The sequence below is a fragment of the Rhizobium sp. BK418 genome, from assembly GCF_004341105.1.
Lineage (GTDB): Bacteria > Pseudomonadota > Alphaproteobacteria > Rhizobiales > Rhizobiaceae > Rhizobium.
This window is the reverse complement of record NZ_SLZK01000002.1, coordinates 473,450-499,341: the sequence shown is the minus strand read 5'-3', so window position 1 is coordinate 499,341 and position 25,892 is coordinate 473,450. Positions and strand designations below refer to the sequence as shown.

The following is a 25,892-nucleotide window of genomic DNA, read 5'->3' as shown; positions in this document are numbered from 1 at the left end:
GAAGGGCCGAACATGACGTTTCGCCAGGCAGGATACGTCCAAGGATGGGTGGCTGCGGCCACGATCGTAATCGCCGGCATGGTCATGCCGGCAGCGGCGGAGGCCGGCATGGGTTATGCCGTCGTCCCGACGACGATCATCTACCCCGGCGATACGATTTCGAGCAGCCAGCTTCAGGAAGTCGAGGTCACCAATCCCAATCTCGCCGGAGACTACGCGAAGTCGGTCTCCCAGGTGGAGGGGTTAGTTTCCAAGCGCACCCTCCTGCCGGGCCGGACGATTTCGGTTTCGGCCCTGCGCGAGCCCTATACGGTCACGCGCGGCTCCAACATCCGGCTGGTCTTCCAGCTCGGGCAGATGACCATTTCCGCTGCCGGCACGCCTCTCGAAGATGGCGCGACCGGCCAGTTGATCCGTGCACGCAATATGGATTCCGGCGTCATCGTCAGCGGCACCGTGCTCGCCGATGGCACGGTCCATGTGAGGGCAAAATGAAGTTCTTCTTTCGCATCCTGAGCCTGGTTGCGGTTCTGGCGATGAGCCTGACCGACGTCGCGCCCGCCTGGGCGCTGACGTCCCGCATCAAGGACATTGCCTCGCTTCAAGCCGGTCGCGACAACCAGCTCATCGGTTACGGCCTCGTCTTCGGCCTTCAGGGAACCGGCGATGGTTTCCGTGCTTCGCCCTTCACCGAACAGTCGATGCGCGCGATGCTGCAGAACCTCGGCATTTCCACGCAGGGTAACCAGTCGAACGCCAAAAATACGGCTGCCGTCATGGTCACCGCCAACCTGCCTCCCTTTGCTAGCCCCGGCAGTCGCATCGATGTGACGGTCAGCTCGCTTGGCGATGCGACGTCGCTGCGCGGCGGCACACTCGTCATGACTTCGTTGTCGGGTGCCGATGGTCAGATCTATGCCGTCGCGCAGGGCTCGGTCGTCGTCAACGGCTTTCAAGCCCAGGGGCAGGCAGCGTCGGTGACCGAAGGTGTGACAACAGCCGGTCGTGTACCAGGCGGTGCCATCATCGAGCGCGAGCTGCCGTCCCGCTTCAAGGATTCGATCAATCTCGTCCTGCAGCTCCGCAACCCGGACTTCTCCACTGCGATCCGTATTGCCGATATCGTCAACGGCTACGCCAAGGCACGCTTCGGCGGTCCTGTCGCAGAAGCCAAGGATTCGCAGGAAGTCGTGATCGCGAAGCCGCGCGAGGCCGATCTGACGCGTCTGATGGCCGATCTCGAAAATCTCGTGGTCGAAACCGACACGCCAGCCAAGGTCGTCATCAACGAACGCACCGGAACGATCGTCATCGGCTCGGATGTCCGCGTCTCGCCGGTTGCCGTCAGCTACGGCACATTGACGGTGCAGGTGACGGAAACGCCGCAAATCATCCAGCCCGAGCCTTTCTCGCGTGGCGAGACCGCAGTCCAGCCGCAGACGGATATCCAAGCGCAGAAAACCGGCGGACGGGTGGCCATCATAGATGGTCCTGATCTGCGTACCCTCGTTTCCGGCCTGAACAATATCGGCGTCAAACCGGATGGCATCATCGCCATTCTCCAGGGCATCAAATCAGCTGGCGCCCTTCAGGCGGAGCTTGTGCTGCAATGATGGATATTACGAATCGGAGCACAATTATCGACCTTCTGCGCCGGCTGACCCTGCCGGCGGCAGGCTTGGTGCTGCTTTCCATTCCCGGTGCCTTCGCTCAGGAGGTGGCGCCGGCAGGCGACATCACCTCGACGGACGAGGTCAAGCAGTTCTGCACGAATATCGCCGATCCCGCCCGCGATCAGCGCTACCTTCTGCAGAAGCAGGAACTTGAGAAGTTGCGGGCTGACATCGACAGTCGCATTGCCGAAATGGATAAACGCAAGGCAGAATATCAGGACTGGCTGAAGCGGCGCGATGATTTCCTCAAGCAGGCCGAAGCCGGGCTGACGGATATCTATAAGAAGATGAAGCCGGATGCGGCCGCCCTGCAGTTGCAGGACGTCAGGCCCGAACTCGCCGCCGCCGTCATCATGCGGCTCGGGCCGCGCCAGTCGAGCCAGATCCTGAACGAGATGGATTCCACCAAGGCCGCAAAAATCGCCGGCATCATCGCAAGTGCATCTGATCCCAATACCTCGAAGGATCCTTCATGAATAAGCGTTTACCGGCTGTGATCGCCGCCGTCGCCCTCCTTGCAGGCTGCCAGTCCACGGCAGTCAGAGAGATCGGCCGCGCGCCCGCCATGAGCCCGATCGGCAGCGGTCTCGCCTATGGTCAAACGCCGCAGATGGCGCTCTATCCGAAGCAGCCGCGTGCCGTCGCACAGGGTTATTCGTTGTGGAGCGATTCTCAGGCTGCCCTCTTCAAGGATGCGCGCGCGCTTAATGTTGGCGATATCTTGACGGTCGTTATCCAGATCAACGACAAGGGGTCCTTCGACAACGAGACCAACCGCAGCCGCAAAAATTCGAGCGGAATGAATTGGGATGTTGATGCTCAGATCTTCGGCTGGACACCTCAATCCAAGACAGACCTGACCTATGGCTCCGATACGAGCACGGACGGTAAGGGCAAGATCGAGCGCACCGACAAACTCAACCTTCTCGTGGCCGCGGTCGTGACAGGCATTCTCGAAAACGGCAACCTGGTCATCAGCGGTTCGCAGGAAGTCCGCTTGAACCAGGAACTGCGCATCCTCAACGTTGCTGGTATCGTGCGTCCGCAGGACGTCAATTCCGACAACCAGATCTCCTACGACAAGATCGCCGAAGCCCGCATCTCCTATGGTGGCCGTGGCCGCCTGATGGAAGTGCAGCAGCCGCCACGCGGCCAGCAGGCTATCGATCTCTTTTCGCCGCTCTGAGGCTGAATAAGATGGCAGACAACGAAACAGGCGAAGGCAAGAAAAAGAAGTCGAGCGGCATGGTGATGACGATCATCGGCCTCGCCGCGCTGACGCTCGTCGGCGCCGGCGGCGGTTGGGCGGTGGGCAACATCGTGGCCCCGAACATCCGCAGCGCCGCGGAGGCCGAACAGGCGAAGGAGGCCGAGGCCAAGAGGAAGGCGGAGGGCGGTCTTCCGAAAATTGCCACCGAAGCCAACAATATCGTGCTGCTGGACCCGGTCACGTCGAATCTCGCTTATCCCTCGGAGAACTGGATTCGACTCGAAGTGGCGCTGATGTTCAATGGGCCGCCGGATGTCAAGGTTGCAGAGGATATTCATCAGGATATCCTCGCTTATATCAGGACCGTCTCTCTCCAGCAGATCGAGGGGCCGCGCGGCTTTCAATATCTCAAGGATGACATCCAGGAACGTGTTGACCTTCGCTCTCAAGGGCGCGTATCGAAGGTCATCTTCAGGACCTTTGTCATCGAATGATTCGACTCATAGTTTTCCTTGCTGCCATGATGGCGGTGCCGGAACTGGCGGTAGCACAGCAGCTGCCGACGGATTTATTGAATATTCCGGTCGACGGCTCCGTCGCCGCCTGGATCATCAGGACATTCGGCCTGCTGACCGTGCTTTCGGTTGCGCCGGGCATCCTAATCATGGTGACGAGCTTTCCGCGCTTCATCATTGCCTTTTCGATCCTGCGTTCGGGCATGGGTCTTTCTTCGACCCCCTCGAACATGATCCTTCTCTCGCTCTCGCTATTCATGACTTTCTACGTCATGTCGCCGACCTTCGATAAGGCCTGGCAGGACGGCGTCCAACCGCTGCTCGCCAACCAGATCAATGAGGCTACAGCCGTTCAGCGCATCGCCGAGCCGTTCCGCACGTTCATGTCGGCCAATACGCGCGACAAAGACCTGGCCCTCTTCGCCGACCTTGCCCGCGAGCGCGGCCAGAACGTTCAGACGACGGGACTCATCGACTATCGCATCCTGCTGCCCGCCTTCATGATTTCTGAGATCCGGCGCGGTTTTGAAATCGGCTTCCTCATCGTCCTGCCCTTTCTCGTCATCGACCTGATTGTTGCGACGATCACTATGGCGATGGGTATGATGATGCTGCCGCCAACCTCGATCTCGCTCCCATTCAAGATCCTCTTCTTCGTATTGATCGATGGCTGGAACCTTCTGGTCGGCAGTCTCGTGCGCTCCTTCAGCTGACCGGCAAAAGCCGGCTCGCTATTTTGCGCCGTCCCCTTTCACAAACACGAACCCCGCCAGATCGCTCGGCGGGGTTTGTGTTTGCTGGATGTGCCTCCGTGACTTTAGTCATTCGAACCGAAAGGCTGAGTGCGCGGCGGTAGCGCTGGAACGTCGATATGGTCGGGGTCGAGACCCTGCTTGGCGCGCGCGGCCATCAGCTCGTAGGCATGCTCGAGGTGGTGGCAGAAGCGCTCGGCATCGAAGAGCGGCGCGATGTACCGCTTCTCCTGCAGATGTTTCTTATAGCCGGCGATACGTCCCGGATTGAGCGCGAGCTCGACAGCCAGATCCTCGTAGGCCTGCAAATCGTGGGCGACGAGCTCCGGCAGATCGATTGCCCTGAGCAGGCTTTCGCTGACGCGCGAGGCGAAATTCGTGCCCTTCACCGTCAGCACAGGCAGGCCGCCCCAGAGCTGCTCCGAGGTGGTGGTGTGACCATTGACGGGGAAGGTATCGATACCGAGGTCGGCGGCCTGCTGGCGGCTGATATGCTGCTCATATGGCGCACGCGGGCAGAAGATGATCCGCTTCGGCGAAATACCGCCAGCCTGGAAGCGCTCCAGCAGGTTTTCCTTGTTGCGGGCCGTATTCGCCATCAGCCAGAGCACGCTGTCAGGTGCACGCTTGAGGATTCGGCACCAGCTGTCGACCACCTGCGAGGTAATCTTGCGGTTACCGTTGAAGGATGCGAAGACGAAGGCATCTTCCGGCAGGCCGAGCTCCTCGCGCGTCACTGGCTGCGGCCGTGGGCGATTTGCCGGGTCGTTCGGCTGATAGCTTTCCGGCATGCGCAGAAATTTCTCGTGGTAGAAGGGTTTGGCCACATCAGGCAGCACCGAATGATCGCCGATGACATAATCGAGATCGACGTTGACCGTGCTGCCGGGGAAGCCCAGCCAGGCGACCTGGATTGGCGCCAACGGTAGATTGAAGGCGGAAGCGCGGCTTCCAGAAGTATGACCCTTGAGATCGACCATGATGTCGATGTTTTCGGCATGGACGGCCTTCAGGATCGCCTCGTCGGACAGGCCGTAGACATCGACGATCTTGCCCCAGCGACCGCGATCTGTGGTGTTCTTTTCCAGATATTCAGGCTGCGTGTGGTCGAAGAGCGTAATTTCGAAACGGTTGCGGTCGTGAAGCTCGAGGACGCGCTGCAGCAGCTTCATCGTCGCGTGCGCATCCCAGAAGTCCGAGGACATGTAACCGATGCGGATCTTCTCGGACCACGTATGCGGCAGGCCGCGCCGGTAGGCCACCCGAGCCGGGTCGAGCGGCTTTGTGCCGATGGTTGCGTAACGATTGTAATCCTCGTTGCCGCACCAGTGCAGATGATAGAAGGGGTTATCCTTCCTTAAGATGTCGAGGTCGTTTTTGGCGAGCGCGGCGTCGATCGGCGCCTGGTGCTTGCTTACCTCGGCGAATTCGTTGAATTCACGGACGCAGACGAGATAGAGGAAACGGAAGGCCGCATTGCCCGGAAACCGCCGGAAGATATTACGGGCGAGCGTCTGGTTTGTCTCGTCCATGAGGTCGTCGCTGAGCAGCAGGGCGGCAAGACGCGTATGGTCCGGATTCTGGCTCTCGGACAGCACTTTCTTGAACGGTCGCAGCAGGTCGCGCCGGTGGCGGCGGAAATAGATCGATGAAATGATATAGGCAAGTTCCGGATCTTCCTGCGCCTTGTTGAGATGGCGCATCGCGATCAGCAGGGCTTCGTCCTCATTGCCGGCCTCGAGGTGGATCTTGGCAGCGGTCTTCAGGAATTCGAACGAGCCCTGTCCGGCATGATCGGCGGCAAGGCTATATGCCTTGGCGGCATCGCTCTTGAAGCCGAGCTGCAGCAAATTCTTTGCCAGCAGAGCGTAGGTCTTGGCGTCCTGCTGCGTATTGATGAGCTGGTTGAGCGTTGCCAAGGACTGTGTGTAGCGACCGGCCTGATAATCCCGGGACGCCGCCGAGAACGAAACTTTGCTGTTCAAAACCTAACTCCGTGAGGAAATGTTCCGGCATGAAATGGTGATTGACGGTGCGCAATCAGGCCGCCCGCAGACTACAGGTTGCCCGACGATACGATCCCGGCTTCTGCCATATTGGCATTCGAAGCTTGCTTGAAACCGGTGCAACTGGATGCGGGCTTTCCGGGAAGCTCCATCTTCGAAGGCTGATTCAAGCAACATTAACCATGGATTTGAAGCGCTTGGCCGGGAGCCCTGCTTTTAAGAAGTTGGCAAGTATTGGCTGCGAGATTGCCCTGGACATGACGGGTTTGGGCCAAGAAATAAGGCACCGAGTGGCATGAAGCTGGTCCGTCATCGCCGGTATTCATAGTCCGGTATGTCCTCCTTTTTGTATCTAGTTTTCTAGGGGACACACTTATGACGAGCATTAACACCAACACTTCCGCTCAGGCAGCTCTCCAGACGCTGCGTAACGTCAACCAGGGCCTGAACACCACGCAGAACCACGTTTCCACGGGTTACCGCGTTGGTAAGGCTGCCGACAATGCCGCCTACTGGTCGATCGCAACGACCATGCGTTCGGACAACAAGGCTCTCGGCGCTGTTTCTGACGCTCTCGGCCTCGGTGCTGCCAAGGTTGACACCGCGTACACCGCCATGGACAGCGCCATCGACGTCGTCGGCGAAATCAAGTCCAAGATCGTTGCCGCGACTGAAAACGGCGTTGACAAGAAGAAGGTCCAGGAAGAAATCGACCAGCTGCAGGACCAGCTGGTGAGCATCGCTCAGTCGGCTTCCTTCTCCGGTGAAAACTGGGTTGCCGGCGCCAACGGCACGAAGAGCGTCGTTTCCTCCTTCGTCCGCGATGGTTCGAATGGCGTATCCGTCAAGATGACCGATTACGTCCTGGACAACAGCTCGGCCGGCAACGTTCTGTTCGGCATGAGCGGCGGCCAGATCGACACTTCCACGGGTATCCTCGGCTCTTCCGCAGGTTCGATCGGCTCGGTCTATTCGCTCGACATCACCAACATGACCATCGGTGACCTCGGCCTCGCTCTGACCAACGTCGAAAACGCCCTGAAGGCCATGACCTCTGCCGGTGCAAAGCTCGGTTCGATCTCCACCCGCATCACGATGCAGGATGATTTCGTCAACGCGCTCAGCAAGTCGCTCGACTCCGGTATCGGCCGCCTCGTCGACGCCAACATGGAAGAAGAGTCCTCAAAGCTCGCCGCTCTGCAGACCCAGCAGCAGCTCGCGATCCAGTCGCTCTCGATCGCCAACTCCTCTTCGCAGAACATCCTGTCGCTCTTCCGCTAAGGGCGGGCAAGCCACATCACCGAAAATGTCGAGGCCGGGGAACCCCCGGCCTCGAATGTTTTAACATAAGGTTAATGCAAACTCTCCTAACTATCAGATATTTTTACGAAATTTCATTTTCAAGTTTAGCTTTCCTTAACCATCTTGCTGTTTTCTAGGCCCATCGAAACGGCGAGTTAACCCTAACGAGAATGGTTAACAGGCATGATGCTGATCGCTGTGGGCCGGCCCAAATCCGGAATGTCCCTTCCTAACATCTGCCAAAAGGGGCAAGCAATCTATGACGAGCATCAACACCAATAACGCTGCAATGGCAGCTCTCCAGACGCTGCGCGGCATCAACCAGGGCCTTCAGAAGACCCAGGATCACGTTTCCTCCGGCTACCGCATCGGCAAGGCTGCCGACAATGCCGCCTACTGGTCGATCGCAACGACCATGCGTTCGGACAACAAGGCCCTCTCGGCTGTTTCTGACGCTCTCGGCCTCGGTGCTGCCAAGGTTGACACCGCTTACACCGCCATGGACAGCGCCATCGACGTCGTCGGCGAAATCAAGGCCAAGATCGTTGCCGCGACCGAAAACGGCGTTGACAAGAAGAAGGTCCAGGAAGAAATCGACCAGCTGCAGGACCAGCTGGTGAGCATCGCTCAGTCGGCTTCCTTCTCCGGTGAAAACTGGGTTGCCGGCGCCAACGGCACGAAGAGCGTCGTTTCCTCCTTCGTCCGCGATGGTTCGAATGGCGTATCCGTCAAGATGACCGATTACGTCCTGGACAACAGCTCGGCCGGCAACGTTCTGTTCGGCATGAGCGGCGGCCAGATCGACACTTCCACGGGTATCCTCGGCTCTTCCGCAGGTTCGATCGGCTCGGTCTATTCGCTCGACATCACCAACATGACCCTGGGTGACCTCGGCCTCGCTCTGAGCAATGTCGAAAGCGCCCTGAAGGCCATGACCTCTGCCGGTGCAAAGCTCGGTTCGATCACCACCCGCATCCAGATGCAGGATGATTTCGTCAACGCGCTCAGCGACTCGATCGACTCCGGTATCGGCCGCCTCGTCGACGCCAACATGGAAGAAGAGTCCTCCAAGCTCTCTGCTCTGCAGACCCAGCAGCAGCTCGCGATCCAGTCGCTCTCGATCGCCAACTCCTCTTCGCAGAACATCCTGTCGCTCTTCCGCGGCTAATAGGATCGCGAAATATAATCCGCCGGGTAGCCGGCGGGCCTATACAACTCGAGCCGCGCTTCGATGGAGCGCGGCTTTTTTAATGTCCGTTAACGATTGATTAACCATATTGCTGTTTTCTGCCTCTCAACGAGACGGCGAGTTAACCAAATTTAAGAACGGGTTAACAGGCATGAAGGCTGATCGTCGTTCCCGGGCGCTATTCCCGAATGTCCCTTTTACGAATGTCTGCCAACAAGGGGCAATCATTTCATGACAAGCATATTGACGAACGTCGCGGCTATGGCCGCTCTCCAGACACTCCGCGGCATCAGCAATAATCTTCAGGATACTCAAAATCGCGTATCTTCGGGCTATCGCGTGGAAAAGGCAGCAGATAACGCCGCCTATTGGTCGATCGCAACGACCATGCGTTCGGACAACAAGGCCGTCTCGGCCGTCTCCGACGCCCTCGGCCTCGGCGCTGCGAAAGTAGACACCGCTTACACGGCGATGGACAACGCCATCGATGTCGTCACGGAAATCAAAGCCAAGATCGTCGCCGCAACCGAAAAGGGCGTCGACAAGACGAAAATCCAGGAAGAAATCAGCCAGCTCCAGGCTCAGCTGATGAGCATTTCTCAGTCGGCTTCCTTCTCCGGTGAAAACTGGGTTGCTGGCAACACGACCAAAAGTGTCGTTTCCACCTTCGTCCGCGATGGCAACGGCAATGTCTCCGTCAAGACGACCGACTATGTCTTGAACGCGGCTTCCAATGGCAACGTTCTGTTCGGCATGACCACAACCGGCACCATCGATTCAAGTACAGGCATCATCGGCAGCTCCAACGGAACGATTGGCTCGATTTACACCATGGACATCACCACCTTTGGTCAGGCGGAAATTGCAATGGCATTGACGGCAATCGAATCAGGCCTTGAAGCGATGACGAAGGCCGCCTCTCAGCTCGGTTCCATTTCCAACCGTATCGAGTTGCAGGAGAATTTCGTCAGTGCTCTGAGCGACTCGATTGACTCAGGTGTCGGCCGCCTCGTCGATGCCGATATGGAAGAGGAATCAAGCCGGCTAACGGCATTGCAGACGCAGCAGCAACTGGCCATCCAGTCGCTCTCAATCGCAAATTCCAGCGCTCAGAACGTCCTTACGCTCTTCCAGCGCTAAGCCGCGGCTGAACCTGGACCAAACCTTATGCCGCTTTCCGACGGCAGCCTGGAAACCGCGCCTAGCCGGCGCGGTTTTTCTTTTAATTTCAAATGATTGCGCGGTATCGGCAGGTATTGGCTCAATCTCTTCTTCGGCTCTTGCGGAAGTGATTGATATCGGGTTAACGTTGCTCGCAATTGATTTGTTTTGCGACACACCGGTGTGGGAAAACCTGCCGGGGCATGAAGCCAGCTCAGTCGCCGCCGGCAAAACCGGCCTGATCCCTTCACCTTTCCGAGACCATGTCGATGACCGTCAAGATTACCAACGCGGCCGCGGTGAGTGCGCTTGCAGTGCTGCGCAGCATCAATAAGGAATCTACCAACGTACAGCAGCAGATTTCGACGGCAAAACGTGTCGCGACTGCTGCCGACGATGCGACCTATTGGTCGATCGCGAGCGTTATGCGTGGCGACAGCACCAATCTTGGCACTATCGGCGATGCGCTTGGCCTCGGTGCGGCAAAGGTCGATTCGACCTACACGGCGATGAACTCCGCCATCGATCTTCTCGGCGATCTCAGAGCCAAGCTGGTTGCTGCGCGCGAGCCCGGCGCCGACAAGGACAAGATCAACGCGGAAATCACCGAGTACAAGAACCAGCTGCAAACGATGGTCGAATCGACCTCCTTCGCTGGCGAAAACTGGCTGCTGAATGGCCAGCCGGCAGCACCTCCGCAGTGGCAGATCATCGGCAGCTTCGTGCGCGCTCCCACAGGCGAGTATCAGGCGCAGACCATCAACTTTCCATCGTCCCAGACCATCCTGATCGACAAGAACAATGCCAATGGCGGCCTGTTCACCAAGGAGGTCAATGGCAACGCTGACGGTACGCCGGTCCGCAATTATTATCTGTTGAACGTAAACTCGGCGACACCGGCGACCGGCACGGAGATCTCCATCGGCAAATCAACCACCGATGCGCAGCTTACCGACATGCTGACGGCCACGGACGCCATGCTCAAGCAGCTTACCAATTCGGCGGCAGGGATCGGTATTATGAAGGCCCGCATCGACGACCAGATCGATTATACCGCAGACCTGTCCGACACTGTCGACAAGAGCGTCGGCGCCCTCGTCGACACCGATATGGATGAGGCCTCGACCCGCCAGAAGGCTATCGAAACCCAGAAGCAGATGGCCGTCGAGGCAATCTCCATCCTCAATACGGCCGCCAGCAAGATTCTCATCTTGCTCGAATAATGACAGCGCGAGGGCGGCGTCATTCATCCTCGCGCAAGTTTGGGTTTCTAGTTTCCGGCATGAAGGTAGCGTCCGAATCCATGCCGGCGACAGGCCCTGAGCCTCTCCCGAACCGGATCGGCGTGCCGGCAAGGAAGATGTCGTTTTCAAGCGGGGGCATGCCGCGTGTCTCCCGAATACTGGACGGTTTTTTATGAGCATTATGCTTTCCCGGTATTTGAAGGATTTCGGTGAGTCGAATCCCTCGGCACCGATCGTCGATGTCGACGATTTTGCGGCGGAAACAGTTTCTGCATTTGCTGAGCTGCCCCAGGAGCCCGTAGTCGACGTCGAGGCGGAGCGGCGCGAAGCCTATTCGGAAGGCTTCGCAGCAGCGACCACGGAACTGAGCGAAAAATACGAACGCGAAACCCGGGCTGCCGCCGAAGCGCACGCCCGTGAGATCGAGGAGCTGAAACTCCGCTACGAGATCGAAGCAGCTGCTGTGATCGCATCTCGTATCCGCGACATGGCTGAAGAGATTTCAGCGCTCATCAGCGAAGTGACCGCGACGGCCATCGCGCCTGTCATGACTGAGGCGCTCTCGAAAAAGGCAACCGAGAATCTTGCCGTCCTGCTGCGGGAAGCGATCCTTGACGGCGCCGCGGCTCCGATCATCGTGCGTGGCCCGGCGAACCTGTTCGATATTCTCAAAGGTGAACTCGGGGAGCATGCAGCACTGGTCCGTCATCTTGAGGCCGATGATGTCGACCTCGCCGTCGAGCTTGGCGAAACCGTGCTCGTGACCCGTATTTCCGCCTGGGCGGCTAGCTTGAAGAAAGTGTCCGAATGAGCGACGGCGAAAATCATCACCATGGCAAGAACGAGATCATCATCGTCAAGAAACATGGCGGTGGAGATCACGATGGCGCCCATGGCGGTGCATGGAAAATTGCCTATGCCGACTTCATGACGGCAATGATGGCCTTCTTCCTCGTCATGTGGCTCGTCAACGCCGCCAACGAGGAAACCAAGGCCTCGATTGCGACCTACTTCAACCCGATCAAACTCTCCGACGAAAAGCCGACTGAAAAGGGCTTGAAGAAGCCCGTCGACCAGGCCAAGGGCGAACAGAACCAGGAAAAATCGAAGGAGAAGGAAGATAACCCGAACGAGGGCAAGTCTGCCGCCGATGGCGACGACCAGACCTCGACCTCTGGCGACAAGACCAATTATTCGGAAGCCGATTTCTTCGAGAATCCCTATTCGGTTCTTGCCGAAATTGCCCAGGAAGTTGGCCAGCAGGCAAACGTCAGTGCGAAGGGCGACGGCGGTGCCGCGGATTCAGGTCCGGCCACCGGTGCCGATGGTGGCGACGCCTATCGCGATCCCTTCGATCCGGATTTCTGGACCAAGCAGGTTGAGGTGACTACCGCCGGCAAGCCGCAGCAGCCTTCGCCGCTCGATTCCAAAGCCGAGCCAAACGAGCTTGCCAAAGTTGAGAATACTCAGCCGACTACTCTGCTGAGCAAGGATGCCAATAGTGCAGCCGTGGACGCTTCAGCAGAGAAGCAGGCAGACAAGCAGCAGGACAAGAAGGCGGACAAATCCAAGAACGCCGACAAGACGAAGGATGCCGATAAGGCCGAAGACAAGAAGCAGCAGGCCGAAGAGGCCAAGGAGCTGCAGCAGGAGATCGCCCAGCAGATTTCCGGCGTAGCCGGCAAGCTCGCCGAGGGGCTGACGGTCACGGCATCCGAGGGCGGACTGCTGGTGAGCATTTCCGACCAGAACGACGACTCCATGTTCAACATCGGCTCTGCAGTGCCGCGTCAGGAAATGGTCCTCGCGATGCAAAAGATCGGCGCGATCCTGAAGCAGAGGGGCGGTGCCGTCGCCATCCGCGGCCATACGGACGGTCGCCAGTTCAAGGGTGATCTCAACGAAAACTGGCGTCTGTCGATGGACCGTGCCCAGAGCGCCTATTACATGCTCGTTCGCGGCGGCCTTGAGGAGAAGCGGATCTCGCAGGTTTCCGGTTTCGCTGACCGTCGACTGAAGGTGCCCGAGGATCCCTACAACGCGTCAAACCGCCGGATCGAGATCCTCGTTCAGGCAGATCAAGGATAGTCGCATGACGCGCAGGCAGCATCGCTATTTCAAATATGCGATCTTCAGTCTGGCGATGATGGCGCCTGCCCTCGGTCATGCTGCGGATCCGGACGATCTCGCGCCGTACAAGATGCTGCGCTCCCTGCAGTTCGTCCAAGATTCGGTTGTAACAGGCGATCACTCCGCCGGTGAGATGCAGCGCTTCATGCTCGGCAAGATCGATCAACGACTGCGAACCGTCGATCCATCGGTCTATGATGACGACCGCAACGTCGATGCGGCGCTGATCTACGTCATGAGCGGCGGCAATCCCCAGACGCTCGAATATCTCGTCTCTCATGACGTCAACGGCTATTTCGATAATCGCGTCACAGACGTGTTGCGGAAATATCTGAACGGCAAGGGGCTGCTTGTCTCCAAGACGCTGGAAGAAACCGCCAAGGAATATGAAGGCAAGAAGATCGGTCCCTATCTGGCGCTGATCGGCGGCAATGTGCTGATCGCTACGAAACCGCTTGATGCGCTTACCCTCTATGACAGGGCGCGGCTCAATGCACCCGGCACCATCGTGGAAGAGGCGGCACTTCGCCGCTCGGTCGCCATCTGCGTGGAAACTGGGCAGGTCGACAAGGGGCTCGCCTATTCGCAGCGCTACGTCCGCCGCTTCCTCCACTCGCCCTACGCCAGCCAGTTTGCCGATCTCTTCGTCAAACTGATCGTCAGCCACGACCACGATGTCAATCCGCAGACGGTCGTCGATATTCTGTCCTTCATGGATGCGCCGCGCCAGCGAGAAGTCTATCTGCGTGTCGCGCGCGCTGCCGCGATTGCCGGAAAGCCCGATCTCGCTCGTATGGCCGCCCAGCGCGTCCAATCGCTGGGTGAGGGGACCGATAATCCCTTCGGACCGCTCGCCGATTTCTATAACGGCATGGCGAATGTCCCCACTGATAATATTGACGAGGCTGCCAAGTACATTGCTAATATTTCCGGGGCATCGCTCTCGCCGCAGGACCAGGCGCTGCAAGCCGCCGCAAGATCCGTTGCCGAGCAGATATTGCGGGCTCCGGATCCGGCAAGCCTGACACAAGGCTCCACTCCTAATAATACTAATCAAGAAATTACTTCTGAACAGGCCGCAGCCGCCACGGCTGCGCAACCGGAAGGAGCGCCGGCCGCTGCTCCGGAACCTGTTGTCGAAGGCGCCGCTTCCGCTGGCACGGGGGGCCAGGATGTCGACCCTTCATTCACCTCTTTCGTGACGACCAATCGATCCAAGCTCGACGAGATCGACGGTCTCCTGGGCCAGGAAGGCAAGTAAGATGATGATGGATATCAGCGTCTCGGGCGGAGCGCCCGGTACGGATGCGTCTGCGTCCGTAAGAGCCGGCCGGGGGGCCGGCAAAGGCGAGGCTGCGGATCAGAACGGCGGCTTCTCCGATGTCCTCTCCAAGGCAGGCAATGCCGATCAGGATGCAGTCGATACGTCTGACCAACACGCCGCTGACGATAGCGCCGAGGCCGCGGCGCGCAACTCGCGCGGCCGTAATCCTAAGCCGCTGATTGACCTCGACGACACCTCGATCAAGGGGCAGGTGGACGCGCAGCCTGAAACGATCGCAAACGCAAGCAAGATCCCTGTGAAGTCCGAAAAGGACCAGGGCAAGACGGGGATTGCCTTTGGGTTGGGCAAGCCGGGCGCCAAGGATCAGGCAGCCGAGATCGTCGCGCAAGCGGTGGGCAAGCCCGCCAAGCACACGAAGACCAACGAGCTTGATGGCGATACCGATGTTGATGCAGGTGCGGACATCGAAGCTGGCGACGGCGATGTCGCCGATGTCCTCGGCCTTCTGAAGAAGGATCCCGGCGATGCCGCGGGTGTTCTCCAGGCATCCGCGCATCAGGCCTCGGCGAAGATCGATGACGCCGGCAAGAAGGACGCGAAAACCGAAGGCGTCCACGGCGCCAAGGCCGATATGCATGTATCGGATGCGTTGGCAGCCGTTGCCCCGCATCACGACGACGCGCGTGTACCGGGAACGGAGAACGCCGAAGGTGTCGAAGGCAAGACGTTCAGGATCAGCCGTGCCGATGGCCGCGGCCAGTCGATGGACATCCATATCGGCACCGAAGAGGCCGGCTCGGAGAAGTCGGCAAAGTCGGGCGTTGAAAATGTGTCCGTTCTGGAATCACGCCGCTATCTGGGCCTGGTGCAGAATCCGAATTCCGCAACCGTGACAGCGGCGCTTTCAGGTGACAGCGAATGGGCGCGGGCCATGCAGCCGAGTTCCGCTCTGTCGAACGCCGCCGAATGGACGAGCACAGGCAAGGTTGTGAATACCCTCAAGATCCAGATGAGCCCGATCGATCTTGGCCTCGTCACGGCCACGATGCGTCTGTCAGGCGATACGCTGAACGTCGACCTCAAGGTCGAGACGGGTGCTGCCTACCGCCAGCTCAAGGAAGATCACGGCAAGATTCTCGAGGCGCTGCGCAGTCAGGGTTACGCAGTCGATAACGTGACCATCAGCATGGCTCCCGTGGAGCGGGCTGATGCCGGTAACCAGGCGAACAGCCAGGGTCAGTCATCCCAGCAGCAATCACTTGCTCAGCAGGGACAGGGCCAGGGTGGCGAGGCGCGCGAGCGCCAGAACCAAACAGCGCAGCAGACGAATGGAGGCTTTAATGGTGCGGGCGGGAACGGTGTTGAGAACGCTTCTACTGTCGATGCTGGCAGCCGCAGCTCTGGCAGCGTCTACCTCTAGCGCCTCGGCTTCTACTGGCGCCTGTGAGCGTGAAATCCAGTCCGCAGCAGCCAAATACGGCATTCCCGAGGGAATTCTCTATTCGGTCGGACTGACGGAAACCGGACGCAGGGGATCGCTTTATCCATATGCGATGAACATCGAAGGGAAGGCACTGTTTCCGTCCTCCGAGGAAGCTGCGTTGCGGCAATTCGACGCCGCTAGCAGAGACGGCGCGAAGCTCATCGACATCGGATGTATGCAGATCAATCACTATTTCCACGGCGACAACTTCACCTCCGTGGAGGAAATGTTCGATCCTCATCGCAACGTCGAGTACGCTGCGAAGTTCTTGCGCAACCTTCACGATCGTCATGAGACGTGGACAATGGCGGTAGCAAGATACCACGCGGGACCGAACAATAATCCTGCGCAGAAGCAATATGTTTGCCGCGTTATCGCGAATCTGGTTGCCACCGGCTACGGCAAGTGGACTCCTAATGCGAGCAATTTCTGCGAAAATTGATTCAATTAGTAATTGAATTGGCGAATTACGACCAAAATGTGTCAGAGTGTGGCAGGAATCCGGCATGATTCCCGCCTGCAAGGCGTAATTAAGCGCTTGTTAACTTTTCCACGAAATTTTTGTGTGAATAACACTAACGGCATACTATATGTAGATCAAATCGGCACCCAATTCTTAATCAATTATTAATTTCTGCCATTAACTTTCCCGAGTTGTCGCCGATTCGCGCGATTCGTACCCATAGATCATCGATGTGCCACACTGATTCGGAGGCGGACGAATGATCGTAGTGGTTGATGAGCGTGAGCTCGTGAAGGATGGTTACACTTCTCTTTTTGGCCGGGAGGGCATTCCCTCTACCGGCTTTGATCCTAATGAATTCGGCGAATGGGTGCAGACGGCAGCCGATTCGGATATCGCCGCGGTTGAGGCATTCCTGATCGGACAGGGCCAGCGCGCTTTGGAATTGCCGCGCGCGATCAGGGATCGCTCGATGGCGCCTGTGATCGCCGTCAGCGACCAGCCGTCGCTGGAAAACACCCTTGCCCTTTTCGATTGCGGCGTGGACGACGTTGTACGCAAGCCGGTGCATCCCCGCGAAATTCTCGCGCGTGCCGCTGCCATCCGTCGCCGGCTGAAGGCGATCGCCAACTACACCGACATCGGCGCGATCCGCGTCTTCTCGGATGGCCGCGATCCTGAGATTAACGGCGAGATCTTCGCCTTGCCGCGCCGCGAACGCCGCATCCTTGAATATTTGATTGCCAATCGCGGCCGTCGCGTCACGAAGACCCAGATCTTCAATGCGATCTACGGCATCTTCGACGAGGAAGTCGAAGAAAACGTCGTCGAAAGCCACATCTCCAAGCTGCGCAAGAAGCTGCGCAAGAAGCTCGGTTTCGATCCAGTCGATTCCAAGCGCTTTCTTGGCTATTGCATTGATTGGAATTGATATTTCGGCGCGGGCCGCGCCGCGTCGGCAGGCCGTAATATTTCGATCGGCGACCCGGCAATAACAGACAGCTTCACGCAAGGCCCGCCAAATACTGTTGCACTTAGCAGGTAAAACGAGGTTTTCAGATGAGCATTTTCGGCAGCATGAAGACGGCGGTCTCGGGGATGAACGCGCAGGCAAACCGCCTCAGCACCGTCTCGGATAACATCGCCAACGTGAACACCACCGGCTACAAGGCAGTTTCGACCGCGTTCTCGTCGCTGGTCCTGCCGTCGGGCTCCGGCAACTACAACTCGGGCGGCGTGACGACGACGGTTCGTCAGGCTGTTTCGGACCAGGGCGATATTTCCTACACGACCTCGGGTTACGACCTCGCCATCTCCGGTGACGGCTTCTTCATCGTCCAGGGCGGCGATGGGGTTCCGGTTCTGACGCGCGCCGGCGACTTTACCAAGGACGACAGCGGCAACCTCGTCAACTCGGCTGGCTTCACGCTCATGGGTTATCCGTGGGGTGCCTCGGCTCCGGCTGTCGTCGTCAACGGTTTCGACGGCCTCGTTCCGATCAACGTTCTCGGCGACCAGAAGCTACAGGCCGTTCCGACCGCAAACGGTACCTGGACCGGTAACTTGAAGCCCGGCGCGAAGATCGAGACGACCGCGGCCAACCTGCCGAGCGCAAACAACGCATCGGCGACCACGGATACGCAGAAATACTCGATGGTCACCTATGACAAGCTTGGCAGTAAGGTGATGTACGACATTTACTACACCAAGGTTCCCAATCCGGCATCGCCGCCGGCAGCAGCGGGCACGACCCAGTGGGAAATGGCGGTCTACCGGAATGCGGACAAGGCGACGACGGGCACGAGCTCGTTCCCCTATTCTTCCGCGGCCGTGAATGTCACCACCATCCAGTTCAATGACAAAGGCGAGATGACGGTCCCTGCGGCTCCGTCGACGACAAACATTGTCGATCCGAAGACGGGCCTCACCATCAAGATGACCCTCGACCTTTCCCAGGTCGGCGACAACTTCTCAGGCTCCGGTAACGTCGACGGTCAGGGTGCGAATTCGCCCGTGGACATTACCATCGATGCCGACGGTATCGTCTACTCCAAATACGATGACGGTAGCACCAAGCCGGTCTTCCAGATCCCGCTCGCCAATGTGCCGAGCCCGGACCTGTTGACGCTGATGTCCGGCAACGTCTACTCGGCCAACGGCAAGTCGGGCGTTACCGTTACCGGCTTCCCGCAGACCAGCGGCTTGGGCAAGATCCAGTCTGGCGCCCTCGAAGGCTCGAATGTCGACCTCGCCGGCGAATTGACGGAAATGATCGAATCCCAGCGCAGCTACACCGCCAACTCCAAGGTGTTTCAGACGGGTTCCGATCTCATGGACGTTCTCGTCAACCTCAAGCGTTAATCAGGGTAACGGGTAAGCCATGTCGCTCACTTCAGCACTTAATACCGCGCAGAGCATATTCAACAATACGGGCACGCAGAGCAGCACCGTATCGAACAATATCTCGAACGCCGGCAACAAGGACTATGTGCGCCGGCAGGCGATGCTCACCACCTCGCTGAACGGAGCCCAGGTGGTCAAGATCAGCCGCGCACAGGAAGATGCGCTGCTGAAGCAATATCTCAGGGCATCCTCGCAGGATAGCGCTCAACAGACTCTGTTGAGCGGCCTTCAGGATCTTAAGTCGATTATGGGCGGCAACGACAACGAAACGTCGCCTGAGACTGCTCTTCGCACCTTCCGCGACAAGCTTGGAACCTTCCGCGCGACCCCCGGCGATCTGATCGCTGCCCAGGGTGCGATCACCGCGGCGCAGGACGTCGTCACTTCGCTGAACAATGCCTCCAAGGCGGTGCAGCAGCAGCGTGCCGATGCCGACAAGCAGATCAAGAATCAGGTCGACTCGCTGAACAGCCTGCTGAAGCAGTTCGAGACGGCAAACAATGCCGTTAGGAAGGCGACGGCCGGCAATGAGGATCCGTCGAACGCTCTCGACGACCGCGAGAAAGTTCTCAAGCAGATCAACCAGATCGTTGGCGTGTCTACAGTGACGCGCAGCAACAACGATATGGTTCTTTATACTGCCGATGGCACCACTCTTTTCGAGACGATTCCGCGCGCGGTAAGTTTCGAACCGACGCAGTCCTATGCGGCAGGAACCGTCGGCAACAAGGTTTATGTCGACGGTGTAGCCGTCAACATGGGTTCGGGCGCATCGACCAACGCGCAAGGAAGCCTGGCCTCGCTCCTGCAAATCCGCGATGATATCGCGCCGAAATTCCAGAGCCAGCTCGACGAGGTCGCTCGCGGCCTTGTCAATCTCTACCAGGAAGACGGCAATCCGGGTCTCTTCGTCTGGACCCAGGCAAACGGCACCGCCGGTGGGGTCCCGCCTGCAGGCACTCTCATCAATGGCATTGCCGGGACGATTGCGATCAATGACCGCGTCGTCACCGCCAAGGGCGGCGATCCGATGCGGCTGCGTGATGGCAACATCAACGCAACCAGCACGGCCGCGAACACGACGGGTTCCAGCGGCTACTCTGCTGAACTCGATCGGCTCTATACAGCGATGGACTCTGGCATTCCGTTCGATCCGACGACGGGACTCGACTCGAATGTCAGCATCCTGACCTTTGCCACCAATTCCATCGGCTGGCTCGAGCAGAACCGCAGCGACGCGACCACGGCAGCGGAAAATACCCAAGCTGCCTCGGCGCGAACTGATGAAGCTTATTCCAATGAAACCGGCGTCAACCTCGATGAGGAACTGACGCTCCTTCTCGACATAGAGCAGTCCTACAAGGCGGCCACCAAGATTTTGAATGCCGTTGACGAAATGTTGAAGTCATTGCTGGATATTGCGAGTTAAGCCATGAAGAGCTCATTTATTTCAAGTTCGGCCATCCAGAACGCCATGCGGCTAACGATCCGCCAGGCGCAGAACCAGATGACGAAGGCGACGATGGAAGCTACCACCGGTACTTACGCCGATATTGGTGTGTCGCTTGGCGGTTACGCGGCCAAGAGCATCGATTTTACTCGCGAAGTCGACCGTATCAATTCGATCAAACTGAGCAACGCTCTGGTCGGCGCGCGCATGGAATCGGCCCAGACAGGCCTCGACAAGATGAAGACGGCCGGCGACAGCTTCCTGTCGAAGCTGACCGCACTGCAGAGCAGCCACGATCCGGGCAGCGTCACGGTCGCCATTCAGTCGGCGACGAGCGCGCTCTCTACGATGATGGATACGTCGAACTCCATGGTGAACGGCGAATATCTCTTTGCCGGCATCAACACCGACATTCAGCCGCTGACGGACAAGACGACCGCGACGTCTGCGGCGATCGTTACCGCGTTGAACGCCTATGCTGTGACGCTCGGCAAGCCGGTGAATCAGATCACCGGCGACGAAATGAAGACCTTCATCGAAACCAAGGTCGAGCCGATGTTCAGCGAAACGGCCTGGACGGACCCGACGACCGGCTGGTCCAAGGCGTCCAGCCAGAACATGACGAGCCGCATCAGTAATTCGGAAGTCGTTGAATCTTCGACGAGCGCCAATTCCGAGGGCATGCGCTACTTCGCTCTTGCGACCGTGACGACAGCCGCGCTGTTCGGCCAGAACCTCAGCACCGATGCGATGAGCGCCGTCTCCTCCAAGGCGATCACCTACACGACCCGGGCCACCACCGGCATCGTCACCCAGGCGAGCCAGCTCGGCCTGTCACAGGAGCGTGTCGAGAAGGCGAATGACGCCCTCGATGCGCAGGCGAACATCATGCAGACCAAGCTCGTCGATATCCAGGGCGTTGATCCCTACGAGGCATCGACGCTCGTCAAGACTTTGGAAACACAGCTCGAAACCGCTTACACGATCGTATCGAAGATCCAGCAGCTGAGTCTCGTAAACTACCTTTGATGATCAAAGGCGCGCAATATAAAGAAGGATGCATGAATGTATCAGTTCTCTTATGCCGAGGTCATGCAAGACTCGGTTGCCGACGCGAAGGAGCGAGAATGGCAGGTTCTCGAACGTTCGATCGAACTGCTTTCGGTGGCGCGCGATAAAGAGAAGTACAGCCGGGAAGCCATTGAAGCACTTTTCTATACACGAAGAGTGTGGATCAGCTTCATTGAGGATTTGAAGCATCCCGACAACCAGCTGGAAGTCGAGCTCAGGGCGAACCTTATCTCGATAGCGATCTGGATATTGAAGGAATGCGATCGAATAAGAAAACGTCAGTCGAATAATTATCAGGGCATCATCGACGTTACCACCATCATCAGGGATGGACTTAAATGAAAAGTACACTTCGCATTTCTCTGAAAGCCGGAGAAAGAATCTTCATCAACGGCGCCGTCCTGCGTGTCGACCGTAAGGTCGCACTGGAATTCCTGAATGATGTGACGTTCCTTCTCGAAAACCACGTGCTGCAGCCGGAAGGCGCAACTACGCCGCTTCGCCAGCTCTACTTCATTGCCCAGATGATCCTCATCAATCCCGAGGGCAAGGAGCACTCGACGGCGATGTTCCGCAAGTCGATCACGATGCTGCTCACATGCTTCAAGAACGAGGAAATCCTCGCCGAGCTGAAGCGTATCGATGCACTCGTTTCGACCGGTCGCGCCTTCGACGCGCTGAAGGCCATACGCGGTCTTTACGCGATCGAAGACAGCATCCTCAACAATCACGAGCTGCCGCCGACCATGGTCGAGCAGATTCGCAGGGAGATCGCACCATGGCGGTAGACGGAACACAAGGCGTAGGCGGTGGCAGCAGCACGTATGGCTCGTCCAACGCCGCGCAGCAGAAGGCCACGCTGAACTACGATAACTTCCTTCAGCTCCTGGTCGCGCAGTTGAAGAACCAGGATCCGACCGATCCGATGGATGCCAGCGAGCAGATGTCGCAGCTCGCGAGCTTCTCGCAAGTCGAGCAGACGATCCAGACGAACTCGAAGCTCGACACCCTGCTGACGAGCTCCAGCCTGACCCAGGCGAGCAGCTATATCGGCAAGTACATGGAAAGTGCCGACGGCAAGACCAAGGGCACGGTTGAATCTGTCAAGGTTTATTCCGATGGCCTCATTGCAACGCTCGACAATGGCGGTAAAATTCTCATCCAAGCCGGCATTTCCCTTGCCGATTCGGCGCCGACCAATGGTTCGAGCGACGGCAGCGGTTCCGACAATACCTCGGGTGATGACGGCACCGATGGAACGGATGGGGTCTGACATCAGTTCATTCTGATGAAGCCGGCCAATCCCAGTCCGGCCACGGCCGGACTGCTACTTTCTGGGCGATATGAGGTTGCCTGACGATGAATGAAGCTGATGCACTCGACCTGTTCCAGGCTGCGATCTGGACCGTTCTGATTGCCGCAGGCCCCGCGGTGATCGCGGCAATGGTCGTCGGTCTCGTGATCGCGCTAATCCAGGCGCTCACACAGGTTCAGGAAGCCACGCTCACTTTCGTCCCGAAGATCGTCGCCGTTCTGGTCACGATCGGTATTTCCGCCCCCTTCGTGGGCTCCCAGATTTCGATCTTTACCAATCTGGTCTTCTCGCGCATCCAGTCCGGCTTCTGAGCCAACTTCGCGCAAGCTTCGCCGTATAGCTGTCGATCCGAACTGGGCGGATTCTGATATCCGCCTCCTCTCATGAAGAGACGGAATCGCTATGGCGCAACCACCTGCACTACCCCTTCCGAAAGTCGCTCCCAGCATGCGTGACATCGGCTTTGCCTTGGGCATCGTCGGTATCATCTGCATCCTCTTCCTGCCGATCCCGCCGTTTTTGATCGACATGGGCCTAGCGTTCTCGATCGCCTTCTCGGTGCTGATCCTCATGGTCGCGCTGTGGATCCAGAAGCCCCTCGATTTCTCGTCCTTCCCGACCATCCTTCTAATCGCGACGATGACCCGACTGGCGCTGAACATCGCGACGACGCGCGTCATCCTTTCGCATGGTAACGAGGGACATAATGCTGCAGGCGGCGTCATCGCCGGCTTCGCAAGCCTTGTCATGTCCGGCGACTTCGTCATCGGTCTGATCGTCTTCCTGATCCTGATTACCATCAACTTCATCGTCATCACCAAAGGTGCGACGCGTATCGCGGAAGTCGGCGCGCGTTTCACCCTTGATGCGATTCCCGGCAAGCAGATGTCGATCGACGCCGACTTGTCGGCCGGTATCATCGACGAAAAGGAAGCCCAGCGCCGCCGCAAGGAGCTGGAGGAGGAAAGCTCCTTCTTCGGTGCGATGGACGGTGCGTCGAAGTTCGTGCGTGGTGACGCGGTCGCAGGTCTGCTCATCACCAGCATCAACGTCTTCGGTGGGATCATCATCGGTTACTTCCGCCACGGTATGCCGATCGGCGAAGCCGCCGACGTCTTTGTCAAGCTCTCGGTCGGTGACGGCCTCGTCTCGCAGATGCCGGCCCTCATCGTTTCGCTGGCCGCCGGCCTTCTCGTTTCCCGCGGCGGCACGGTTGGTTCCACCGACCAGGCGGTGGTCAATCAGCTCAGCGGCTATCCGCGCGCACTGTCCGTCTCGGCTGTCCTGATGTTCGTACTCGGCCTGATGCCGGGCCTGCCGACGCTGCCCTTCGTCGTCCTCGGCAGCCTGCTCGCCTTCGGCGCCTGGTTCATTCCGCGTCAGGTCGAAGCAGAGAACAAGATCCGCCGCGAAGCCGAGGAAAAGAAGGTCGTCCAGAACAAGGAGCTCGAAAAGGACTCGGTCAAATCGGTGCTCCGAACCTCCGAGATCGAGCTTGCCCTCGGCAAAATGGTTTCGACCCGTCTGCTCGGCGCCCACCAGGAGCTCGCCTTCCGCGTCGGCAAGATGCGCAAGAAGTTTGCGACCCAATACGGCTTCGTCGTGCCGGAAATCAAGGTCACCGACGATATCGGTATCCCCGAAAAGTCGTACCAGATCCGTATTCACGGCACGACGGTCGCTTCGAACTTGCTGCGTGTCGGCGAAGTGCTCGTCGTCACCGGCGCAGGCCGCAAGCCGAGCATTCCGGGTGACGAAATCCGCGAACCTGCTTTCGGAATGCCGGCGGTTTCGATCCTCGAAAACTTCGCCGACGATCTGAAGCGCGAAGGCTTCCAGCCGATCGACAACGTCTCGGTCGTGCTGACGCATATGAGCGAGGTCATCAGAAACAACCTGCCGCAGCTTCTTTCCTATAAGGACGTGAAGATCTTGATCGATCGCCTCGACCCTGAATACAAGAAGCTCGCCGATGAGATCTGCTCGTCCCACATGTCCTATTCGGGTCTCCAGGCGGTACTGAAGCTGCTGCTTGCCGAACGGGTCTCGATCCGCAACCTGCACCTCATTCTGGAAGCTGTCGCCGAACTCGCCCCGCATGTCAGAAAGACGGAGCAGATCGTCGAGCACGTCCGCATCCGCATGGCCCAGCAGCTCTGCGGTGACCTTGCCGATAACGGCGTGCTGCGCGTGCTGCGTCTCGGCAGCAAATGGGACCTCGCCTTCCACCAGGCTCTCAAGCGCGATGGCAAGGGTGAAGTCGTCGAATTCGACATCGATCCGCGCACGCTGGAAGAGTTCAGCGAGCAGGCGACGAAGGTTATCCGTGAATTCATGGATAGGGGCCTGCCTTTCGCCCTTGTCACGTCGCCGGAAACACGCTCCTATGTGCGCATGATCATCGAGCGACTCTTCGCAACGCTTCCCGTTCTCTCGCATGTGGAACTGGCCAAGGGCATCGAAATCAAGATTCTGGGCTCGATTTCATGATTTCAGACCCGCAAGGGACAGTTCTGGCGCTGTTTCTGGTTTTCTGCCGGATCGGTGGCTGCGTACTCACCCTTCCGGGTTTTTCCTCCGCCCGTGTTCCGGAGCAATTGCGGGTCTTCATCGCAGGCGCGCTTTCGCTTGCCGTGCTGCCGGTACTTTGGGACACGGTCTATCCTTCGGTTCATACCAGTTCCGGCACCTATATCGGCCTCATTTTCAGCGAATCGCTGATCGGCGTGATGTACGGTATGCTGGCCCGCCTCTATACGCTCGGTCTGCAGTTCGCGGCCACGATCGTGTCCATGATGGTCGGCTACACCCAGCCGAGTACGACTGACATCGTCGAAGATTCGGCCGAAATCAGCCTGACGGCTTTCATCACGATGACCGGTCTGATGGTTCTCTTCATCATGGACTTCCATCACATCGTCTTTCGCGCGCTGATCGATTCCTACACGACCATGCCCTTCGGCGGGCTGTTGCAGATGCGCGCTACGCTCATTACCTTCACCGACACGCTGGAGCAGAGCACTTACATCATGCTGCGGCTCGCGAGCCCCTACCTGATCTATGGGCTGATCTTCAACATCTCGATCGGCTTCATCAATAAGCTCGCGCCGCAGATCCCGGTCTACTTCATCTCCACGCCCTATCTGTTGATGGGTGGCCTCTTCCTGCTTTATTTCTCCATCGCTGCCTTGATCAGCCAGTTCGGCCAGTCATTCGCCGGCATATTCGTGGGGAGGTGAG

The 25,892-nt window shown here is 58.4% G+C and carries 26 protein-coding genes; 25 read left to right on the top strand and 1 reads right to left on the bottom strand.

Annotated features, from left to right (window positions below; all coding sequences use genetic code 11):
- The first annotated feature begins 12 nt into the window (after window positions 1-12).
- The 6 genes from flgA to fliP are packed head-to-tail and all read left to right on the top strand — an operon-like array spanning window position 13 to window position 4,111.
- Entirely contained in the window at window positions 13-495 is a 483-nt protein-coding gene (flgA, locus tag EV281_RS08465) for a flagellar basal body P-ring formation chaperone FlgA (protein WP_132652648.1), read from the top strand.
- Window positions 492-1,613: a flagellar basal body P-ring protein FlgI gene (locus EV281_RS08460; RefSeq protein ID WP_132652647.1), complete on the top strand. Its 1,122-nt coding sequence runs from the start codon at window positions 492-494 to the stop codon at window positions 1,611-1,613. The genes flgA and EV281_RS08460 overlap by 4 nt, the downstream gene beginning before the upstream one ends.
- Entirely contained in the window at window positions 1,610-2,149 is a 540-nt protein-coding gene (locus EV281_RS08455; RefSeq protein WP_132652646.1) for a MotE family protein, read from the top strand. Before EV281_RS08460 ends, EV281_RS08455 begins: the two co-directional genes overlap by 4 nt.
- On the top strand, window positions 2,146-2,859 hold the full coding sequence (gene flgH / locus EV281_RS08450; protein ID WP_132652645.1) for a flagellar basal body L-ring protein FlgH: 714 nt from the start codon (window positions 2,146-2,148) through the stop codon (window positions 2,857-2,859). Before EV281_RS08455 ends, flgH begins: the two co-directional genes overlap by 4 nt.
- Window positions 2,860-2,870: 11 nt before the next feature.
- Window positions 2,871-3,377, top strand: a complete 507-nt coding sequence (locus tag EV281_RS08445) for a flagellar basal body-associated FliL family protein (protein WP_132652644.1) — start codon at window positions 2,871-2,873, stop codon at window positions 3,375-3,377.
- Window positions 3,374-4,111: a flagellar type III secretion system pore protein FliP gene (gene fliP / locus EV281_RS08440; protein WP_132652643.1), complete on the top strand. Its 738-nt coding sequence runs from the start codon at window positions 3,374-3,376 to the stop codon at window positions 4,109-4,111. The genes EV281_RS08445 and fliP overlap by 4 nt, the downstream gene beginning before the upstream one ends.
- Before the next feature lie 104 nt (window positions 4,112-4,215).
- Here fliP and EV281_RS08435 read toward each other — a convergent pair whose 3' ends face one another.
- The gene (locus tag EV281_RS08435) at window positions 4,216-6,135 is read right to left on the bottom strand and encodes a glycosyl transferase (protein ID WP_132652642.1); all 1,920 of its coding nucleotides are present in this window, start codon (window positions 6,133-6,135) and stop codon (window positions 4,216-4,218) included.
- Window positions 6,136-6,531: 396 nt separating this feature from the next.
- On the opposite strand from EV281_RS08435, the gene EV281_RS08430 reads away from it, so the two are divergent.
- From EV281_RS08430 to fliR, 19 genes are all read left to right on the top strand, one after another.
- On the top strand, window positions 6,532-7,437 hold the full coding sequence (locus EV281_RS08430; RefSeq protein ID WP_132652641.1) for a flagellin: 906 nt from the start codon (window positions 6,532-6,534) through the stop codon (window positions 7,435-7,437).
- A gap of 280 nt (window positions 7,438-7,717) precedes the next feature.
- Entirely contained in the window at window positions 7,718-8,626 is a 909-nt protein-coding gene (locus tag EV281_RS08425; RefSeq protein WP_132652640.1) for a flagellin, read from the top strand.
- Between the two features lie 252 nt (window positions 8,627-8,878).
- Window positions 8,879-9,787 carry a flagellin gene (locus EV281_RS08420; RefSeq protein WP_132652639.1) on the top strand — a complete coding sequence of 303 codons (909 nt, stop codon included), beginning with the start codon at window positions 8,879-8,881 and terminating at the stop codon, window positions 9,785-9,787.
- A gap of 290 nt (window positions 9,788-10,077) precedes the next feature.
- Complete coding sequence (locus EV281_RS08415; RefSeq protein WP_132652638.1) at window positions 10,078-11,031, top strand: flagellin; 954 nt, start codon at window positions 10,078-10,080, stop codon at window positions 11,029-11,031.
- Window positions 11,032-11,224: 193 nt separating this feature from the next.
- Window positions 11,225-11,863 (top strand): hypothetical protein, encoded by a 639-nt coding sequence (locus EV281_RS08410; RefSeq protein WP_132652637.1) that lies wholly within the window; start codon window positions 11,225-11,227, stop codon window positions 11,861-11,863.
- Window positions 11,860-13,140, top strand: coding sequence for a MotB family protein (locus EV281_RS08405; RefSeq protein WP_132652636.1), 1,281 nt, complete (start codon window positions 11,860-11,862; stop codon window positions 13,138-13,140). The genes EV281_RS08410 and EV281_RS08405 overlap by 4 nt, the downstream gene beginning before the upstream one ends.
- Before the next feature lie 4 nt (window positions 13,141-13,144).
- The gene (gene motC / locus EV281_RS08400; protein ID WP_132652635.1) at window positions 13,145-14,443 is read left to right on the top strand and encodes a chemotaxis protein MotC; all 1,299 of its coding nucleotides are present in this window, start codon (window positions 13,145-13,147) and stop codon (window positions 14,441-14,443) included.
- A gap of 4 nt (window positions 14,444-14,447) precedes the next feature.
- Window positions 14,448-15,887 carry a flagellar hook-length control protein FliK gene (locus tag EV281_RS08395; protein ID WP_132653215.1) on the top strand — a complete coding sequence of 480 codons (1,440 nt, stop codon included), beginning with the start codon at window positions 14,448-14,450 and terminating at the stop codon, window positions 15,885-15,887.
- Complete coding sequence (locus EV281_RS08390) at window positions 15,829-16,392, top strand: lytic transglycosylase domain-containing protein (protein WP_132653214.1); 564 nt, start codon at window positions 15,829-15,831, stop codon at window positions 16,390-16,392. The genes EV281_RS08395 and EV281_RS08390 overlap by 59 nt, the downstream gene beginning before the upstream one ends.
- Before the next feature lie 280 nt (window positions 16,393-16,672).
- The gene (locus EV281_RS08385; protein WP_132652634.1) at window positions 16,673-17,344 is read left to right on the top strand and encodes a winged helix-turn-helix domain-containing protein; all 672 of its coding nucleotides are present in this window, start codon (window positions 16,673-16,675) and stop codon (window positions 17,342-17,344) included.
- Between the two features lie 128 nt (window positions 17,345-17,472).
- Complete coding sequence (locus EV281_RS08380) at window positions 17,473-18,774, top strand: flagellar hook protein FlgE (protein WP_132652633.1); 1,302 nt, start codon at window positions 17,473-17,475, stop codon at window positions 18,772-18,774.
- Between the two features lie 19 nt (window positions 18,775-18,793).
- Window positions 18,794-20,245, top strand: a complete 1,452-nt coding sequence (gene flgK / locus EV281_RS08375) for a flagellar hook-associated protein FlgK (protein WP_132652632.1) — start codon at window positions 18,794-18,796, stop codon at window positions 20,243-20,245.
- Window positions 20,246-20,248: 3 nt separating this feature from the next.
- Entirely contained in the window at window positions 20,249-21,295 is a 1,047-nt protein-coding gene (locus tag EV281_RS08370) for a flagellar hook-associated family protein (RefSeq protein WP_132652631.1), read from the top strand.
- A gap of 36 nt (window positions 21,296-21,331) precedes the next feature.
- Window positions 21,332-21,679: a flagellar biosynthesis regulator FlaF gene (gene flaF / locus EV281_RS08365; protein WP_007825020.1), complete on the top strand. Its 348-nt coding sequence runs from the start codon at window positions 21,332-21,334 to the stop codon at window positions 21,677-21,679.
- The gene (flbT, locus tag EV281_RS08360) at window positions 21,676-22,125 is read left to right on the top strand and encodes a flagellar biosynthesis repressor FlbT (RefSeq protein ID WP_132652630.1); all 450 of its coding nucleotides are present in this window, start codon (window positions 21,676-21,678) and stop codon (window positions 22,123-22,125) included. The genes flaF and flbT overlap by 4 nt, the downstream gene beginning before the upstream one ends.
- Window positions 22,116-22,610, top strand: coding sequence for a flagellar hook assembly protein FlgD (flgD, locus tag EV281_RS08355; protein ID WP_132652629.1), 495 nt, complete (start codon window positions 22,116-22,118; stop codon window positions 22,608-22,610). Before flbT ends, flgD begins: the two co-directional genes overlap by 10 nt.
- A gap of 86 nt (window positions 22,611-22,696) precedes the next feature.
- On the top strand, window positions 22,697-22,963 hold the full coding sequence (gene fliQ / locus EV281_RS08350) for a flagellar biosynthesis protein FliQ (protein WP_132652628.1): 267 nt from the start codon (window positions 22,697-22,699) through the stop codon (window positions 22,961-22,963).
- Between the two features lie 91 nt (window positions 22,964-23,054).
- Window positions 23,055-25,142, top strand: coding sequence for a flagellar biosynthesis protein FlhA (flhA, locus tag EV281_RS08345; RefSeq protein ID WP_132652627.1), 2,088 nt, complete (start codon window positions 23,055-23,057; stop codon window positions 25,140-25,142).
- Window positions 25,139-25,891: a flagellar biosynthetic protein FliR gene (fliR, locus tag EV281_RS08340; RefSeq protein WP_132652626.1), complete on the top strand. Its 753-nt coding sequence runs from the start codon at window positions 25,139-25,141 to the stop codon at window positions 25,889-25,891. The genes flhA and fliR overlap by 4 nt, the downstream gene beginning before the upstream one ends.
- Window position 25,892: the final 1 nt, after the last annotated feature.